The 18,033-nt window shown below is 60.3% G+C and carries 16 protein-coding genes; 6 read left to right on the forward strand and 10 right to left on the reverse strand.

Features of this window, described 5'->3' with window-relative positions:
• Positions 1-172 precede the first annotated feature (172 nt).
• Positions 173-1,981, reverse strand: coding sequence for an ABC transporter ATP-binding protein (locus LB543_RS15530; protein WP_224614659.1), 1,809 nt, complete (start codon positions 1,979-1,981; stop codon positions 173-175).
• 382 nt (positions 1,982-2,363) lie between these two features.
• Between LB543_RS15530 and LB543_RS15535 the strand changes: the two genes are divergently transcribed.
• The 3 genes from LB543_RS15535 (at position 2,364) to LB543_RS15545 (ending at position 6,393) form a co-directional block, all read left to right on the forward strand.
• Positions 2,364-3,029 carry a hypothetical protein gene (locus LB543_RS15535; RefSeq protein WP_224614660.1) on the forward strand — a complete coding sequence of 222 codons (666 nt, stop codon included), beginning with the start codon at positions 2,364-2,366 and terminating at the stop codon, positions 3,027-3,029.
• A 127-nt stretch (positions 3,030-3,156) separates the two neighbouring features.
• On the forward strand, positions 3,157-4,419 hold the full coding sequence (locus LB543_RS15540; RefSeq protein ID WP_224614661.1) for a glycosyltransferase: 1,263 nt from the start codon (positions 3,157-3,159) through the stop codon (positions 4,417-4,419).
• Positions 4,420-6,393, forward strand: coding sequence for a hypothetical protein (locus LB543_RS15545; RefSeq protein WP_224614662.1), 1,974 nt, complete (start codon positions 4,420-4,422; stop codon positions 6,391-6,393).
• Between the two features lie 80 nt (positions 6,394-6,473).
• On the opposite strand, the gene LB543_RS15550 is transcribed toward LB543_RS15545, so the two are convergent.
• Entirely contained in the window at positions 6,474-8,489 is a 2,016-nt protein-coding gene (locus LB543_RS15550) for an acyltransferase family protein (RefSeq protein ID WP_224614663.1), read from the reverse strand.
• Between the two features lie 383 nt (positions 8,490-8,872).
• Between LB543_RS15550 and LB543_RS15555 the strand changes: the two genes are divergently transcribed.
• The 3 genes from LB543_RS15555 to LB543_RS15565 all read left to right on the forward strand — a co-directional run bounded on the left by LB543_RS15555 (position 8,873) and on the right by LB543_RS15565 (position 11,299).
• Entirely contained in the window at positions 8,873-9,886 is a 1,014-nt protein-coding gene (locus LB543_RS15555; RefSeq protein WP_224589861.1) for an NAD-dependent epimerase/dehydratase family protein, read from the forward strand.
• Positions 9,887-10,044: 158 nt separating this feature from the next.
• On the forward strand, positions 10,045-10,671 hold the full coding sequence (locus LB543_RS15560) for an MraY family glycosyltransferase (protein WP_224614664.1): 627 nt from the start codon (positions 10,045-10,047) through the stop codon (positions 10,669-10,671).
• A 91-nt stretch (positions 10,672-10,762) separates the two neighbouring features.
• Positions 10,763-11,299 carry a hypothetical protein gene (locus LB543_RS15565; RefSeq protein ID WP_224614665.1) on the forward strand — a complete coding sequence of 179 codons (537 nt, stop codon included), beginning with the start codon at positions 10,763-10,765 and terminating at the stop codon, positions 11,297-11,299.
• Positions 11,300-11,315: 16 nt separating this feature from the next.
• On the opposite strand, the gene LB543_RS15570 is transcribed toward LB543_RS15565, so the two are convergent.
• The 8 genes from LB543_RS15570 to LB543_RS15605 form a co-directional block, all read right to left on the reverse strand.
• Complete coding sequence (locus LB543_RS15570; protein ID WP_224614666.1) at positions 11,316-11,879, reverse strand: hypothetical protein; 564 nt, start codon at positions 11,877-11,879, stop codon at positions 11,316-11,318.
• Positions 11,876-12,448 carry a L,D-transpeptidase gene (locus tag LB543_RS15575; protein ID WP_224589857.1) on the reverse strand — a complete coding sequence of 191 codons (573 nt, stop codon included), beginning with the start codon at positions 12,446-12,448 and terminating at the stop codon, positions 11,876-11,878. Before LB543_RS15575 ends, LB543_RS15570 begins: the two co-directional genes overlap by 4 nt.
• Positions 12,435-13,598 carry a CpaE family protein gene (locus LB543_RS15580; RefSeq protein WP_224614667.1) on the reverse strand — a complete coding sequence of 388 codons (1,164 nt, stop codon included), beginning with the start codon at positions 13,596-13,598 and terminating at the stop codon, positions 12,435-12,437. Before LB543_RS15580 ends, LB543_RS15575 begins: the two co-directional genes overlap by 14 nt.
• A complete protein-coding gene (locus LB543_RS15585; protein WP_224614668.1) occupies positions 13,595-14,230 on the reverse strand; it encodes a TadE/TadG family type IV pilus assembly protein in 636 nt (211 codons plus the stop codon). The genes LB543_RS15580 and LB543_RS15585 overlap by 4 nt, the downstream gene beginning before the upstream one ends.
• The gene (locus LB543_RS15590) at positions 14,224-14,718 is read right to left on the reverse strand and encodes a TadE/TadG family type IV pilus assembly protein (RefSeq protein WP_224614669.1); all 495 of its coding nucleotides are present in this window, start codon (positions 14,716-14,718) and stop codon (positions 14,224-14,226) included. Before LB543_RS15590 ends, LB543_RS15585 begins: the two co-directional genes overlap by 7 nt.
• Positions 14,719-14,722: 4 nt before the next feature.
• Positions 14,723-16,222, reverse strand: coding sequence for a TadE/TadG family type IV pilus assembly protein (locus LB543_RS15595; RefSeq protein ID WP_224614670.1), 1,500 nt, complete (start codon positions 16,220-16,222; stop codon positions 14,723-14,725).
• A gap of 71 nt (positions 16,223-16,293) precedes the next feature.
• Complete coding sequence (locus tag LB543_RS15600; protein WP_224614671.1) at positions 16,294-16,587, reverse strand: hypothetical protein; 294 nt, start codon at positions 16,585-16,587, stop codon at positions 16,294-16,296.
• A complete protein-coding gene (locus tag LB543_RS15605) occupies positions 16,574-18,010 on the reverse strand; it encodes a type II and III secretion system protein family protein (protein ID WP_224614672.1) in 1,437 nt (478 codons plus the stop codon). The genes LB543_RS15600 and LB543_RS15605 overlap by 14 nt, the downstream gene beginning before the upstream one ends.
• Between the last annotated feature and the right edge of the window lie 23 nt (positions 18,011-18,033).

The raw sequence follows: 18,033 nt of genomic DNA on the forward strand, positions 1-18,033 counted from the left end.
ACCGCGTCACACCGACAGAGTGCTCACACTACTTCGAAAACTCAGGCTATGACCAAAGCTAATCTCATCCCGCTCTAATAACGTATGCCCCAAAGTGCGTGGCGGTTTTTGGGAGAACCACATGCGACAGAGACATCAATCGCATCGCCAATCCATTTAGATGCGACTCGTTTCAAGCGGCCGGCCCGCCGGTTCTTGTCCAGATACGCGGTCTGCCGTCTTCGAGGGTTACGATCTCATCGCAATTTTCGACAGTCGTGAGGCGGTGGGCGATGATCAGCACCGTCAGGTCGGCCGGCAATTCCCGCATCGCCTCCATGACCGCGGCCTCGGTCTCCATGTCGAGCGCGCTCGTGGCTTCGTCGAAGACGAGCAAGGAGGCCTGTTTGTACAACGCCCGGGCGATGCCGATGCGCTGACGCTGGCCGCCTGACAGGCGGACACCGCGCTCGCCGACCCGCGCCTCATACCCCTGGGGCAAACCTTCGATGAACTCAGCCAAAGCGGCCTGCTGTGCGGCACTGCGGACGCGATCATGGTCGATTCCGCTGGGGTCGATACCGAAAGCGATGTTCTCGGCGATCGAGGCGTCGGCCAGGAAGATGCTTTGCGGCACATGGGCGATCTGTCTTTGCCAGGCGCGCCGTGTAGCGCCATCCAGCCTTTGCCCGTCGATCTCGATCGCGCCGCTGGTCGGCTCGAGCAGGCCCATAATCAGATCGACTGTCGTGCTCTTGCCGCTGCCTGTCTTGCCGACGAACCCGACCTTGGTCCCTTTCGAGATCGTGAGATTGAACCGCTCGAGTATCGGCGGTTGGTCAGAAGCGTAACGAAACGACACATCCTTGAGCATGATCGCTCGATCGAATGGGAGGCGCTCGGCCGGAGGCTGGTTCCACTCTGGGCCAAGTGGTGCCTCGAGTGCCTGGAGCACGACTTCAGCGCCGGCAAGATTGCTCAGTATCAGCGCCCAATTGCCGTATACAAGCTGCATGGATGGGAGCAGACGCTGCGCTCCAAGAACAAATGTTCCAAGTATCGGCAGAACTTGGCCGGCATCGTTCGAGCGGGTGATGAGGAAATAAGCAAGCGCCGCGATGATCACCATACCCGCAGCTTCGATCGCGAAGCGCGGAGCGCCCGCCGCAAGCGCGTTCGTTGCATTCGCGCGCTGCAGGCGTAAGTCGAGTTGGCTGTATCGCGAGAGAAAATACGGCTGGGTGTCGTTGATGATGACATCACGAATGCCACCCAGTCCCTCTTGGACAGATCGGATGCCTTCGGCCTGCGCGCTGGCGATAATTTGCGCATTCCTCTTGAGGTGCTTGCGGATGACGAGCGACATGGCGAGGTAGACCGCCCCAAAGCCCGCGAAGATAACGAAGGTGATGAAAGAACTTAGGGCAAAAAGGGCAGCGATGATGAAGACACCGATGATTATGCCGCTGATCGATTGCAACAGGGGCAGCATCACACCCGCGGTGATGGTCTGAACCTGACGAAGCGCGGCCAACACCGAACTGGAATTGCGTGAAACGTGGTAGCTGTAGGGCTGGCGGAGTACTTGGTCATAGACCTTCACGCCCACCTCATGTCCCAGCGAGAAGACATAAGAATTCGTGGCCCAGGCAAGGAATATGCGCACGGCGCCGGCTATGATCGCCACCACCGAAAACAGAATCGTCAGACCGAAAAGGCTGTCTGACGGGCCGGTCAGCCGGAAGCCGGCAAACTGGCGCGCGAGGAAGGACTGGCCGCCAACCGCCTCGGGATTGGCGATGCGCGCAAGAAACGGCAGCAAAGCACCAAGCGTAGCGGCTTCCGCAAGTGCACCGAACATCATCAAGACAAGGAGGCCGAAAAACTGCCTCTGTCTAGGCTTCGATACCTGCCGCCACAAGCGCCGCAGTGTGTCGAGAGTGCTGCCTGAGTTTCGGTTTCCGCTCAATGCCAAATCGATGTCCGCATTCAGAGCGCTCAATGCACACGTTCGGCGCTCCACGACAAGTCACAACCGATGCCCATTGACAAATTTATCACAGAAGTCCGAAGGTGATCTGTCCACAACTCTGCGTAATGGGCGAGAGACCGTGATTGCGGTGAAGTGATATGCTTCAACCATGAGTGACGCTATAAAGATTCGGGATCGAAGGCAGTGGCTGAGCTTAATTGCGGCATTGCTTCGTATACTCGGTGTGTTATCGGCCGGGGTAGGGACGGCGTTTCTGTTCTTTGTCTCGGCATATCCGCTCGGATTGGTCAGCGCCTACCCGGCTCCGCCAGCTTCGGCAATAGAGGGACCGCTGGGGTTTGCGCAGAAAGTGGGGTCCGTCGAGGACCTCTACCGTCGCCAGAGTGAGCCAATGCAGGCGTATCTCGAGCGTCTGACTACGGCCGTCGCGGGTGGAATGGTGCACTATTGGACGGAAGGTGATCGCTGGGCGGCGGCCGATGTGCCCTACACGCGGATCGGTGCTTTCGACAACTACCTCCTCTGGATGCTCAGCTTTCGCCCAGAATACCGGGAAAACCTGCGGAACTATGAATTTGTGACTCCCCGAAAGGCACTTGATCGGGGCTATGGGTTCTGTTCTCAGGTTTCGAAGATCGTCTACTCTGTCCTTGCCGATCAAGGCATCGAAGCGACGATCTACAGTGCGCCCGAGCACACTGTGGTTGAGTCGAATGGCAACATTCTCGATTCCGACTATGGTGTCTTCGTTCCCCACTCGCTTGAGGATGTACAACAGGACCCGTCGATCATCGACACCTACTACGCGCAATTCGGGCCGATGCTGCCTCTGCTAAGAAGGGCGTATGGTCAGGCTTGGCAACCGCTTGGGACCGCCAAAGACTTCAACGACGTGCGTGCGTACGAGGCAAAGTTCGAACGCCTGAAATGGGTTCCGCCGCTGGCGCTTCTGGCAGCCGGTGTCTTGCTCGCGGCTATTGGCATGGTGCTCCGGCATCATGAAAGGCTTGCCCGGCTTGTGCCGTTGTGGGTTCGCAGAACTGCTCGGTCGATTTGATTTTGCTTGCTCATGACCATTTGCAGAACCCATTGTCCGAGAGAGACTGCCGCTTGCAGACCGCCGGCACCTTATGGCAAGCCCAGGTCAGGCGGCGGGGCGGATGACGCTGCGAGAAGAATTTCCGATGACGGATACTGAAAGCCGACAATGCGCTGCCGGGCCTACGACCGCGCTGGCGAGAAGGCCTCGTCGCAAGGTGCTCTTTGTTATTGGGACGCTTGATCTCGGCGGCACGGAGAGCCAACTCGTGCTGCTTGCCACGGAGTTGAAGAAGCGAGGCTGGAACGTCGAGGTTTTTGCGCTTTCGCAGGGCGGCGTTCTGGCGGAAACACTGCATCGTGCAGGAGTCCGGGTATCGTACGGGTTTCATCGGCCGAATCCGTCACCTGAATCGCCGACAACGGCCAAGACGGCGACCAAATCGAGCGTGGCCGCGAAGACGCGCCCGAGCATGAAGGCGATGCTGGTTCTCGGCGCCGCGGTCACTTCGCTGGTCGTTCGCACTGCTTTGACGCGGCCGCGCGTTGTCCACGCCTTCCTGCCTTTGACCAACTTCCTGGGCGCCCTGGCAGGACGGTTTGCGTTGGCACCACTCGTCATCACTTCGAGACGCGGTCTTGGCTATCACCAGGAGCGCTGGCCACGGCTGAAGCGTATGGATCGCATCGCCAATCGGCTATCACATGTGGTGGTCGCGAACTCGCATGCGGTCGCGTCCGATATGGCGGCTCGCGATGGCTACGATATCGGCCGTGTTCGAGTGATTGCGAATGGTCTCGATCTGAGCCGCTTCGACCATGTGGGCCGTCGACGAGGCGACACGCGGCGCCACCTCGGTCTCGATGCCGACGACGTCGGCATCGTCATAATCGCCAATCTCATTCCATATAAAGGGCATGCCGATCTCATCGAGGCGTTCGCTCTCGCCAGCAGAAGTCGACCGAAGCTAAGGTTGTTCGTGGCAGGACAGGATCGGGGCATCGGGCCGGTTCTGAGCGAGCAAGCCGAGCGCCTCGGGATTGGATCGAAAGTGCGGTTGTTGGGATCGCAGAATGATGTTCCGGGCCTGCTCGCCGGCATGGATATCGGTGTGATCGCCTCCCACGAAGAAGGTTTTTGCAACGCCTTGATGGAAAAGCTCGCGGCAGGTCTTCCGGTCGTCGCTACCAATGTCGGAGGAAATCCCGAGGCTGTCTCGGGTATGCCGGGTTGTGTACTGGTGGCGTCTCGTGACCCTGCCGATCTCGCTCGCGGGCTCCTCGCCGTTATCGACCGGTTGCCGGAGCCGGCAACTGACCGCGAGTTTCGGCAACGGACTATGAGAGAGCGCTACTCGGTCGGATCCATGGTCGACGCTTATGAACGCCTCTATCTCGAGGACACATGAATGAGCGGGATCGCTCACTCTGAACGATCTTCGGCGCGTCCGCTGGCGGGGATTCTCACTTGTATCGCCGCCGGTCTGTGCGCATTTTCCATAGTCATTTATCAGTCCTGGTTCATGCCATACTTTCTGCCGTTCTTTACGGGACGGGACGAGTTCGCGAGGCTGGTTTTCCATGCGCTGTATGGCGGCGTGCTGATTGTTTCGATCGCGGTTCTTGCAACGCGTCGAGAGGTGCGTAGCGCGATCCTCCTGCTTGCGATCGCCGCCGCCATGGCGGTCGTCCCGGTTGCGCTTCATCCGGTCGGGATCGTCGCCAAGTGTTACCTCATCACCCTTTTCCTCGGCGGCGCGGCGATTGTCCTCATGCTTGCCTCCGCTCCGGTAATCGTGTTGCGCCTCTCGGCGTCAGTCACAGCGCTCAATGCGGTGGTTTGCTTCCTCGATCTCCTCTTTGCCAACGGCTTCACCAACACTCCTGGCCGGGCCGCCGGTTTGGCGATCAATCCCAATGTCGCGGCGGCCGGACTTCTGCTTGGGGCTGCGGCGAGCTATCGCGCCGTCGCACAAAAATGGCGTGCAAGCTTTCTTGTTCTCGTAGCCATAACGCTTCTTGCGACGCTTTCTCGCTCGACCCTTCTCGCCGCCTTTGCAACGGTGGCGGTTCCGAGTGTCGTTCGCGTTTGGCAACAATTTCGCAGCGGCCGTCGTTTTCAGATCGATCTTGGGGGTTGGGGCCGTGCGGTCGCCGTCGCGTTTGGACTGCTGGGAGCGATCGGCATCGCGCTGACAACAAATGCTTCCTTCCGCATCGCCATGGGCGAATCCTTTGCCGGCATTTTGTCTGTAAGCACCGCGCTCGACGAGGCATCAAAGGCTGTCGATCGACCTCCGCCTGCCGTTACAGTGCCAATTGCGGCGTCGCCTGAAGGGGCTTCGGCAAATCAACCGGCTTCGCCAGGGACAAGTTCTGCCGGCACTGCCACGCCCCCCGGTGCATCTGCGGACGCCGTAACGTCGTCTCCTCTGCCATCCGGCACCTGGTCCGCAGCCAGTCAATCCACGAACGTCGCCAAGATGCAGGCGCTCGGCGAACGGCTGACGGATGAAGGCAAGAGGAACTCGATTTCGGCAAGGGCTCTCTTTCTCGAGCGCGGACTGCTCGCCTATCGGGAGGGTGGCTTTTTCGGTCGCGGACTTGAAGAGGCGCAAGCCCTTGCGCCGCACAACTCCTTCGTCCTGTTTGCGATCGCTTTCGGCCACCTCGGCTGGCTCATTCCGATCGCCATCGTCGGCTTCGCCTTCTGCTTTGCTCGAAACGCCGATGATCTTGCCCTTGGTGTCGCGGTTGTAGGGGTAATGCTGACCTCGCATGACCTCTTGCTGACACCAAGTCTCTTTCTTCCGATCGCGCTTGGGATTGGCGGCATGCTCGCCGCGCGGAAAGTGGCTGCCGAAATGCCATCGCCGACAGAGCCTTGGAGCTTTGCTTGCGGAACAGTGGCAGGCGTCGCGGCCTTTGGCGCCGGCTGCATCGCGATATTGCTCGTCACACCACCGCTTTCTACCGGACGGCTGCGGAACGAGACCATGTTTACTGTCCGAGGCGGATACGAGACGCTACTTCCGCGGTCACAATTTCCCGGTCTTTTCCAGTTTGACGACTTGTCCGACATTCCGCCTTCGCAAGTATCCTATCTGCACGAGAACGGGACATCGCTCCACCGCGTCGACTGGTCTTCGCATGCATGGCCCGCCGTCAGGCAGGGCGAGTATACTTTCCGCCGGCGGGATGCTGTGCTGTTCGCGCCGACGGATTCGAGCGACCCTCGCAGCAATGAGCGAACCTACGAGGTCGCCGTTCCGGTTTCGGTGAGTGCACTCTGTTTCATTCTTCTAGGCACAATCATCGCGTGGTCGGTTGCGACGGTGGTTGCCGTGACGCCACTAACAAATCGGTCTCGAGCCTCTGGATAATTTTCGGAACAAAAAGCCTCGCGCCGAAGATCGAAAGGTGTTGATCGTCGACATGGAAACCGTGTCCGGCGGCATCGCGCTCAATTGCTCTTGCTGGCTGTGTGGGGCTGCGCAGCGTCCGCAGTCGATACCTGTTTTTGCTCTTGGCCAGTGGCGAAAGCGGAGTAGAGACCTATCGTCCGCGCAATCGCATCATCGGTCTCCGGTCTCAAGTTTCGGCGCAGGTGAGCTTTGTCGCGGTAAATGAACTCGCCATTGATGTAGGTGGCGCAATGCCTGTCCGGACACATACCTTTGAGTGGATCGACGAAGAACACCCCATTTTCATCCGCAAGCGACTCTAACGCGGTCACCACCGGCGACCAACGCCGTAGGATTTGCTCGCTATCCATGTCTGTCGAACAACGTCTCAGCATCCCGCTTTCCCGCATTGCCGCGCAGGACGTCAGATCCACGCCTGGCACCGGCACCTGTCCAATGATTCCGATGCGTCGTTGCCGAGCGGTGATTTCTTTTACGAGGCTGAGCAGGCCATCGCGCAACAGCAAGACCCTGTCGGCCGGCCGGCCGTCATCGGCGACGACATTGGTGTCAGCAAGGTTTGTCCAGGCGGAAGACAGGACCACGAGGTCGATATCTTTTCGCTGTCTCAGCATGTGGACGACCGCCTTTCGGGAAGTCGCGCAGCTTTCCTGGTAGTCGGGATGTTCTGGAAAATCGCGATGGACACCTTCTCCGAATGCGGCCGGGCACGCACGATAAAGAAAGAAGGCCGTATTCTCGTGCTGGCCGGCAGCATCGAATAACGGGGCGAGGTGTTCCGCGTGACTATCGCCCCACAGGATGGCGTGATGTCTCGCTTTGTTCCAGGGCGCCCCAAACGCGCAAAACGTGCTGCCGAGTTCAGGGATGCCGACCGTCTGTGGACACGGCCAATCCCACATCACATCGAGGCTGCTTATTGCCTCGGCTTCTTTCGGAATCCTGCTGGTGAAACCGCCGGCTTCGAAGATCGCATTGCCGCTTAGGCAAACTATCACCGCGGCGGCAAGACCGGCGGCAAATGCCCTGGATGGAGGCGCCCGCAGACGGCGAAGGGGTTCTTCGACGAACCGCCAAGATAAATACGCCGCCAGCCAGGCCACCGCGACAAGGACCGACGCCTCGGCCGCCGTCGGCATTGCGGTGCCTGCGTAGTGACGGAAGAAGACCAGGATCGGCCAGTGCCAGAGATAAAGGCTATAAGAAATCTTGCCCGTCGATCGCAAAGGCGCGCTCGCAAGTAGCGCTGAGATCATCGACTGCGAACGCGGCCAGATGAGCAGGACAGCGCCGATCACTGGGAATAAAGCGCTCAGGCCTGGAAACGGTTGACCCGGCGACAGCCAGATGGTGCTGGCGGCGACCAGGCAAAGGCCGACCAGTCCGCAAACTTCGGAAGTGCCTCGGCGGCGAATGGGCGCCGCAAAGACCAGCAGGCCGCCGAGAGCCAGTTCCCAGGCTCGGCTGAAGGGAACATAGAACGCCTGTTTTGGATCGATCGCCACCAGATGGAGGGCAATCGAGAAGCTGATCAGTGCGACGATAGAAATCAGCGCGACGATCGGCAGACGGCGGCCCCGTGCCAACCGGTTCGCGACCAGAAGCAAAACCGGCCACACTAGGTAGAACTGCTCTTCGACGCCGAGCGACCAGAGATGGAGCAGGGGCAGAAGCGTCGACTCGCGGTCGAAATAGCCCGTGTTCCAGAGAAAGTAGTAGTTCGCCAACCCGACGGTGGAATATGCCGCACTGTGTCCTAAGCCGGCATAGTCCCCGGGGAGCAACAGAAACCACCCAGCAATGAGCGAGAAGCAGATCGTTATCAGCATCGCCGGCAGAATTCGGCGTATGCGTCTGGCGTAGAACTCGATCAGGGACAGTTTAGCGCCTTCACCCGCCAAAAGGCGCGTGATCAAGTAGCCAGAAATGACAAAGAAGATATCGACGCCGACGAAGCCACCCGGGAAACCGGGTACGTCAAAATGGAAAAGTATGACGGCGGCCACCGCGATTGCACGCAATCCGTCGATATCTGGCCGATAGTCGAACGTCAAAGCTTCTCCGGGGTCGTCTCCCGGCCTCATAGCCCAATTGCGCAACATGAGTCGATGACCTGATGTATACAGTGGCGGCACTCGCGGTTAGACTTACAAGTCGCATTTTGAGAAACGTGGGGATACCCTGACAATTTGTTTCGCGCTAGAACGACGAAAACCTAAACATTGGTACGCATATGTCAGAATCAGTCCTGCCGGTCCGGGACCTGGGCGTCGGACTAATGGCAGCATTTCGGAGGGGTACTTATTCGTTAATGATATAGGGGCCGATGAAAACTCGCTCGCTTGATAGAAAAACGAGTTGTTCGTCCCGTCCCTGACTGTATAGAAGATTGTCCCGTGCGTTGCGAGACCACGGGTCGTTCTGGAGGCTGTCAACGTTGGACAACCATAGCGCGGACGTGGTTGAGTTCGGCCGGCACGCACATGTGTTGGTTACTGGGGGCGCAGGCTTCGTAGGGTCGGCACTGGTCGATATGTTGCTTGCGCGCAATTGCACCGTGACCGTTGTCGATGATCTTTCGAACGGCTTGCTTCGCAATCTGCCGACTGGTGACCCCCGCTTGACGATCCGTACCTTCAGGGTCGGCGATCCTGCATACAATGCGGCGGTCCAGGATGAGGTTGGCCTGGCCGATGTCGTATTCCATCTGGCGAGTCCGATTGGCGTCGAGCGTGCTCACAAGGAACGCTTCGCCGTCACCAGCGGTATTCTCGAGTCGGGTTGTTCAATCGTCGAAGCATGCCGGCTGCACAGGCGCCCGCTTCTCTATACGTCGAGTTCAGAAGTCTACGGCTCCGGTCGGGACCGGCCAATCACGGAGTCCGATCCGGTTATGACGGATCTGCGACCGCGATGGGGTTATGCCGCTGCCAAGGCAGCGGTTGAGCATCTGGTTGCTGGACTGTTTTTTGATTTGGGCATCCCTACTTGGATCGTTCGACCATTTAACATGGCCGGACCGCGCCAGCGCTCGGCGACCGGCCTCGTATTGCCAGTGTTTGTCGACGCGGCGTTGCGGGGCGAACCGCTCGTGGTTCACGACGATGGCGAGCAGAGGCGCGCTTTTCTCCACGTAGCCGATGCCGCCGAGGGCTTGCTTCAGGTGATGCAGTGCCGGTCGTTGCGAGGCCGGCCAGTCAACCTGGGCGGCAGCGAGGCGGTTCAGATTGGAAATCTTGCAAAGATGGTGGTTGATGCCACCCAGACGAGTGCGACCATCGTCATGAAATCTTCCAGTGCGGTCTTTGGTGAGCGGTTCGCCGTAACGCACGATCGCGTGCCTGACACAAGTCTATTGACCTCCATGACCGGATGGCGGCCACTGCGAAGCACCAAACAGACAGTGCTCGACTGCATCGAGCACATGCGTTCCGAACGAGCAATGGCTTGATACCTGGTCCATTGGTCCCGTTCATCGGGGCCTTGCTCATATCGGCCGTTTGTGTCTGGCTGTTTGCGCGTCTGGCGATACGCATCGGAGCGGTCTCAAAGGTCAAGAGCGACCGATGGCACACATCGGGCGAGGTACCCCGGCTGGCAGGGCCGGCCATGCTGATCGCGATGGCTCCGTGGCTCCCGGTTGAGCATATTCTTCTGCTGGCTGTTTTCTGCCTGATCGGGGCGCTGGATGACGTCCGGTCCCTTTCCGCCGGTGCCAAGGCCGCGGCATTGGCCGCTGCCGCGATCTTGGCTGGAATCATCACAGGTCTGTGGTGGGTCCCGATCGTCATTTGGGTGGCTTGCAACGCGGTCAACATGCTCGACCATGCCGATGGTCTTGCCGCGAGTGCAATCACGGCCGCCTTCCTGGGGCTGGGCGGCGATATCGGGATTGCCGGCGCAGGCGCATGCGTCGGGTTCCTTTGCTTCAACTATCCGCCCGCCCGCGTTTTCATGGGCGATAGCGGCAGCCTTCTGCTCGGGGCGGCAATCGTTCTTCTTGCTTCGAAAAGAGGTTTTGACGCCTCGTTGGCGTGGATTGCCGTCCCGCTGATTGATGCAATATTCGTAACCACTCGCCGCTTGCTACAGGGGCGGAGGCCTTGGATGGGCGGCACGGATCACCTTGGTCATACCTTGCTTCGGGTTGGTGTGAACCGTCGGCTTTTGCCGGCTATTTACGCAGTGGCGGCACTGGCGATAGGGCTGATATTCTCTGCTTTGGCCAATCCATAGGCCAATCTTCGCGATACCGATCTGCAAAAACGCCCCGTTAAGCCTCGCGCAATATATGCGGCATAATCTGCCCGCCAGATTGCGAGGCACCATGAAACGCAAACCACACTTGCTTTTCGCCTTCCCGGCCTTTGTCCTGCTGATCCTGGCGGCGGAGCGAATGGCCACGATCCTGCTCGGAACCTACTCCGCGAGCCCCGATATGTGGAAGCTCTGGCTCACCTTGCACTCGTCTTCCGGGATGGTCTGGCAGCAGGTCGATGTCTATCTGGGAGGGTCGATGGTCCTGGATTTCGCCTTGCTGGGCGCGGCGCTGGGGATCTGCTGGATGGCATGCCGGGCCAGAAGGTCGGCCGCTTTCTTTCTTGCCAACCATGGCGCCTTGATCCTCGCGGCATCGATGATTTTCATCGGCGGCCGCTCGCAGACCGCCAGCACCATTGCCGCGTTCACGGCGCCGAGCCGTTTTCAGTTCTCGCTGATGATGGACTTCACCTGGCTGAACTGCCTGCTGGCGGTCATCGGGCTGACGGCGTGCGCCTATTGCCATTTTGCCTATGTCCGTGAACTCGGCATGCGCGTTGAATCGCGGCGTGTCCGGATCATGGCGCTGCAGAGAGATTTCTAGCGCGGCTCGGCCAGAGCTAGTTTATCTTGTGATAGGTGACCTTGCCTTCCGGGGATACGATCCGCTGGTAGTTGGAGCTTGGCGCGGGAGGCGCCGCCGGAGCCTGCCTCCTTCGCGTTATGCGCGGCATATCCTCCATGGCGGGCTCCGCCTCGGCGGCGCTGGCAACCGCCGCCGTATCCTCGGCGGGCGCGGGGACCTCCACGACGCGCGGCTCGTCACCGACGTGGTTTCCCGACATTTCCGGTGCCTGCCTGGCGATGTTGGCGTTGACCTCGCCGAAGCTCGCCCGCAGCCGGTCGTCCAGCGCCTCGAACCGGCTTTGAAATCCATTGTTGACGGTGTCCAGCCGCGCACTCATCCGCTGCTCGAACTGGCCAAGGTCTTCCAGCCGCGCCTCGATCGTGCGCAGGTCGTTGATGCCACGGTAGAGATAGACGGCCGCGGTGGCGTTCAGGAGCGCAAACAGCGCCAGGCCGACACCGACGGCAACGGCTAGCCTGAACCGGCTCTTCTCCTTGTCGAGCAATGGCGGTTCGACCGCCGCCACCAGGTCGTCGGGATCGCTGATCGTCGTCATTGGACCACCACCTTGGTGCCGACAGGCACGCGCCTGAAAAGATCGATGACATCGGTATTGGTCAAGCGGAAACAGCCCGACGTGCCGTCGAAACCCACGCCCGAAGGGTCGTTGGTGCCATGGATGCGATAGAGCGTGTCGCGACCATCCCGAAGCAGATAGAGCGCCCTGGCGCCGAGCGGGTTGTACGGCCCCGAGGGAACCATCTCCGGCAACTCCGGCTGGCGGGCGCGCATTTCCCGGGGCGGGCGCCACGCCGGCCACTCGGTCTTCGCCCCCACCTGCACCGTACCCGTCCAGCCGAATCCATCGCGGCCGACGCTGATCCGGTAGCGCAGGGCCTCGCCCTTGCCGGTCACCAGGTAGAGCGCTTTTTCCTGCTTGCGGATGATTATGGTTCCAATCTTCTCGGCCGTGGAAAACGCCACCGTCTTGCGCAGGCTGGGTCCCATGGCCGGCAAAGGCGGGCGGCTGTCCGCCCGCGCGATCTGTCCGGCCGGAAACGCCAGCGCCAGGCCTAGGAGGCCGGCGGCCGTCAGTCGAACGCGATGGCCGCTAGCGGGCCGCATCGTCGAGCCGCTCGCGGAACATCTTCTTCAGATCCTTGCTGAAGCGCGCCCGCCCATCCACTTCGGACGGCAGCATCGCGCGGTTCAGGGCGTCGGCCAGCAGGGCGTTGTCGAGGCCGACCGATTTGATGTGCGGCGCCTTGAAGATCTTCTCCAGCTCGCTGCGCGAGAAGTGGTTGCCGAACCATTTGCGCTTGTGCTTGTTGGCCACCAGCGTGATTGAGACGGCATTGCCGCGCAGCTCGCGGATCTTCTTGTAGAGCCGTTTGCCTTGCCGCAGCGAGGCGACGTTGAGCTCGAAGACGATGAAGATCTCGTCGCTCGTCGAAAGCACGGAATTGTGCCAGGGCGTTTCGATGTTCGGCAGGTCGATGACGATGTCGTCGAAACGGTAGGCGACGAGGTCGAGCAGCCGGAACACGAAATCGGCGCCCTGCGGCTCGAACGGCAGCTGCGGCCGCTCGAAGGCGTAGAGCGTCAGGCCGGACGGCCGCGACAGCTTGATGACATCCATCAGTTCGACGTCGAGCCGCTCCGGCTGGCCGATGATGCCGGCAAGGTCGAACTGGTTGAACAGGTTGAGATAGGCGCCGCAATTGGCGCTCTGGAAATCGAGGTCGACCAGGCAGGTCGAGGCCGCGCGCTCGGTCGATTTCGAGGCCAGGAATTCGGCCGCCGACAGCGCCAGCGTCGTGGCGCCGGCGCCGCCGCTGGCGCTGATGAAGGTGATGATGCGGCTCTTGGCGCCCTGGTTGCCGCTGTCGTGGAAGGTCACCGCGTTGAGCAGCTCCTTGCCGTCGAGCGGCTTGTGCAGCCAGTCCGAGGCATTCATGCGCACCAGGACGCGCGTCTGCTCCGAGGTCAGCTCGTCGGAAACCGCGATCAGCGGCACGGTCGCCCACAGCGCGCGCGCCTCGACGATGCCGGGCCTGCCGAGCAATTCGCCATTGCCGAGATCGAGGATGACGATGCCCGGGCGCGTGTCGGCGGGCGGCCCCTTGAGAAAATCACCCGTCTCGGCAACCCGCACATCATAGATCGCCAGCGCATCGAGCCGCGTCGCCACCTCCCGCTTGAAATTCGGATCGGAGGAAAACAGCGCGACCTGCTTTCGCTTGGTCGGTGTAACCTTGGTGTTGATGGCGTTCATGGATAGGTGCTCTTCATGTCTTCGCCCGTGACCGTGCTGAGCATGGAGGGCATGGTGATGGTTCCGAATCCGAGCAATCCCGCCAGAAAGAAGAACTGGAAGGGATGTTTGACAATGCTGACGGTGATGGTCGGCACCGGGCCGCTTGGGCGCGTCCAGTAGCCGAGGCCTGAAGCCTGATATTGGATTTGGACCTCGGATTTCAGAAGAGTTGGCAGGAACGTCAGCATCCCCGGCCGGGTGCTGCTGCCGCTAAAAATAAAGTCGAAAGCGGCTTGGCTCACATTGAGGTTCTGGCATGTGGCGCCTGTTCCACAGGTGCAAGATACAGTTCCAGCGGCATTGGCCGTACAGATGTAGCTGTAAGTGTTGGCTGGAACCGCCTTTCCCACATCCAGCGTGTCGCTGGGCGTTTTCGCTTCGAGCAGAAGTCCACTGGCGATCGGAGCGGAAATCTGCGCCAGCCTGGCGCCGGCCTGCACCGCTTTGTTGCCGGCGTTCCATTGATAGAAAGCGTAGCCGAAATCGACAAAGCCGAGCAGCAGAGTGAGCAGCACGGGCATTGCGATGGCCATCTCGACCATTGTCGCGCCGGAGCGATCTCTCCAAAACGTGCCGCGCGAGATCACCATCCGAAGACACGCTCCTGGTGGAGCACGGAGAGCGTAAGGTCACCAAAGCCGAGATAAGACCAGAGACCCAGAGTAGGATAGGGATATGAGGTTTTGACCTGCACGACAATGACCGTACCGGTGCTGCTGAGATAGAGTTCGGTGCCGGTGGCATCGACCGCCTGGAGCGATTGTGCCTTGGTGATCTCGACTTGATTTGCGGTCCATCCGGTAACCCTCGCGCTGCCGCCCTGGACGGCCCCGTTCACTGCCAGGTTTGTCGCCAATCCTGAGCAGGTGTTCCAGTCACTGCTGCAGCGCGCCATGTAGCGAGCGGCATCCTCGACGCCGGCTTCGAGAAGCAGGCGTGTGTTGAAGATGTTCGAGAACTCATAGACACCGGCCGACAGCAGCAACACGAATGGCGTAACGATCGCCACCTCGACCAAGGCAGCGCCTTGTTCGTCTTTGTGGAACCGCCGGAGGAATTGTCTGAGTGCGATGAACATGGCGCTACCGGTACAACTGGGCTTCGTTGCGGAATGCCTTGTCGACAAGAGTGTTGTTGGCAAACCCGCCATCGACATCGACAATCTCAAGACTGATGGGCTTCTCGCCGGCCGACGGATCGTCGGGGTCCTTGGTATTGTCTTGCTTCTGAACCGGGGTATTGACGAACACACTCACGTAGCCGTCAGGCTTCACCTGGACATGCCCGTTGAGTTTGTCTTGGTTTGCGAGGCAGTTGACAATCGCCATGTTGAGCAGGCGGCGATCGGGATCCGGTGTCGGGTCATCTCCCTTGTAGCAAGATGGCGTGCCGGTTTCTTTCGTCGGTGCCAGTGATTTGTCACCGACGAGCCCTTTAGAAATCTCGTATTTGTAGACATCATACCTGGAAGCAGGTACGGCGGCGCCGGTCGGATTGGTGGCGCTTGGTACATTTGGGTATGCCGCCCCGTGGTTGACCTGCCAGTAATTAGCCCAGAAGCCCTGCGAACCGATTGGGTCGGACATCCCCTTAGCGTCGTTGTAGTTGGTGCCGGGCGGCAGGGGTAGCGCCGTTCCGTCCGTAACCGGGTCATACTTGCTGCAGCCGTTTTTCTGTCCCTTCCGGACGTTGCTCGCCGGGCGGTACTGCCAGTTCTTGGTCTGACCATTAAGGGAGCCGCTGTAAAGATCGAACCTTGTATTCAGGCCAGTGTTGACCTGACCCAAAGTGACGCCAGTTTTGGTGGTGAGTGCATCCCGATTATAGCAGGTGCCAGAGGTTCCCATCGCGATTGCGTCTCGAATTGAACTCAGGTTGTTGTCTACCAGCCCGAAATTGCCGGGGCCGGGATTCGAGTCCACTTTCAAAACACGGAACTCTCGTCCGTAGGTATCCCCCGATGCGAAGGCCTGCTGGATCGTTTTGCTGGTCGACGGGTCTGCTGTCTCGAAGGGATTGCACATGAAAAGCGGCACCGTTTCGCAGATAGATTGAACAAACCCGGCCACCGCTTGTGGTTGAATGTCCATGGTATCCGTGCTGCCGACGAGACTTGCGGGGAAGATCGTCGCGAAGGAACCTGCGCCGGCCGCGTTGACAGTGACTTCAGCGAAGGACACTGCTTTGGGGTCGGTGCTTGCCCAGTTGACGCCATTGGCATCGACGCCTGCCGCACTAAGAGCCGTGTCGTCGCTGGCTGGTATCCCGGTCAGATAGGTCACGGTCACATCGGCCAACACGATCGCATGAGAGCCAGACGTCGAAAACAAAGTACCGTTCGAGACAAGTTTGGCAACGGCGTTGTTGGCTCTGGTGATGCTGTCTGTTCTGCCGTCCAGTTCGCCGGCGGCCGCCAGCGCCAGACCATCGATACCTTTCTGCAGATCGTTGTGGAGGCTGTTGAGCCGGCTCATGTCGATGGCCAGCACCGAGAAGCCGATAAGCACCGGGATCATGATGGCGACGAGGAGCATCGCTATGCCGCGCTGATCGTTCCAGAAGGCACGAATGGTCCTCAACATGACCTTACTCTCTGCTTTCCTGCGCAAGGGCCCCTCGCACGCCCGGCGCCCTCCGCATCCTTCCGTTCAGTTCACGGCGTCGTCACACCCGACCCGCCGACATTGACCGTGATGGCCGGCGGCGGCGGCGGTGGCGGCGGAAATTTGTAGGCATGCGCGACAAGAGCGGCGCGCGTGCCGTCGCCTTCGATATGCGTGTTCCTTGAGGCCGGATTGAGCGGGTCGACGGTCTGCAGCATCGAATTGTATTTCTGCGTGTCGCCGGCGGCCAAGGTCACCGTGTCGTAGTGGTTCAGATAATCCGCGGCGCAGCCTGAAAGCAGACCGGCACACAGGATGAGGATCAAGGCGCTATTTCTTGACATAGAGCATCTTGTCCTTCGATTTGAAGTCCAGCATGTGGCCATAGGGGCCGGTGACGCCGTCGCCTGTTTCGTATTTGCGGATCATGTCCTTGTTCACTTCGAGCTGGCCGAGCAGGAAGAACTCCGGGTCGTTCGCCGGCCGTGTCTTGTCGAAAGGCGTCGCCAGCTGTTCGCCGGGCTTCACCGGCCGCACGATGTGCGGCGTGACGACGACGACGAGTTCGGTCTCTTCCTTCTGGCTGCTCGAATTGCGAAACAGCGTGCCGATGACAGGCACCTGGCCGAGCCATGGCACCTGGTTCTGAAGCTTGGTGGTCTTGCTGGACAGCAGTCCACCGACCGCGAAGCTCTGGCCGTCGCGCAGTTCGACGACGGTCGACAATTTGCGGTTGGTGAAGATCGGGTCGCCGGCGGTGGTAAAGCCGGTCAGGTCGCTGACCTCCGGCGCCAGCTGGATGTGGATCTTGTCATCGGCGAGCACGATCGGCGTGAACAGAAGATTGACGCCGAATTGCTTGTACTCGACCTGCACCTCGCCATCTTTGGTAACGCTGCGAACAGGGACTTGGCCGCCGGCGTTGAAACTGGCGGGTTCGCCGGAAAGCGTGGTGAGGTTCGGCTCGGCAAGCGTGCGCACCGCCCCCTTGGCCTCGAGCGCCTCGATGATAAGGTCGACCTTGATATTGGCGTCGATTATCTGGGTAATTAACGACGCGAAGGGATTGGTGTTCGACAGCAGGCCGGTCACGAGAGTCCCTGGGTCTGCTCCGGGTGGAGTGGTGGCTGCGATGCCCGTTCCAAAATGAGTTGCATTGCTGTCCCTGCTTCTGAACGAGACGCCGAGATCCCGTCCCGCATTGCGCTTCGCTTCGAGCACGCGCACTTCGAGATTGACCTGCTGGCTGTCGTCGACGGTGACGGCATTGATGATGGCGTCGGGCCCGTATTGCTGCGCCACTTCCATGATGGCCGCCAGCGTGGCGCCGTCCTTGACGTGGCCGCCAAGCCGCACCCTGCCGTTGACCGAGCCGATCTCGATGCGCGACCTTGGCGAAACCTGGCGGATCGCCGCCGCCATGTCGCTGACGTCGACGCCGACCTCGATCTGGATGACACCGAGCGATCGTTTGTCGGGCGAGAACAGGTTGACCGTGGTGGTGCCGGCGCCCTTGCCGATGACATAGAGCGTGCGGTCGGTCATCGGCTGCGCGTCCGCGATCTTCTCGTCACCGACGACGATGTCGCCGAGATTGGCATTCACCTGGATTGTCACCGATTGCGACATCGGCAGGAAAACACGATGGACGCTGGGGTTCGACACGTCGATGAAGCGGTCGGCTGCTTCAGCCGCCAGGCTCGACAGCAACAGCGCCGCCAGACACGACAACGCGGCCGCCGCCATCCTTACCCAAACCCCCTGCATACCCGTCTCCCCAATCGCTGCTG

This window comes from Mesorhizobium sp. ESP7-2 (assembly GCF_020164715.1).
Taxonomy (GTDB): Bacteria; Pseudomonadota; Alphaproteobacteria; order Rhizobiales; family Rhizobiaceae; genus Mesorhizobium.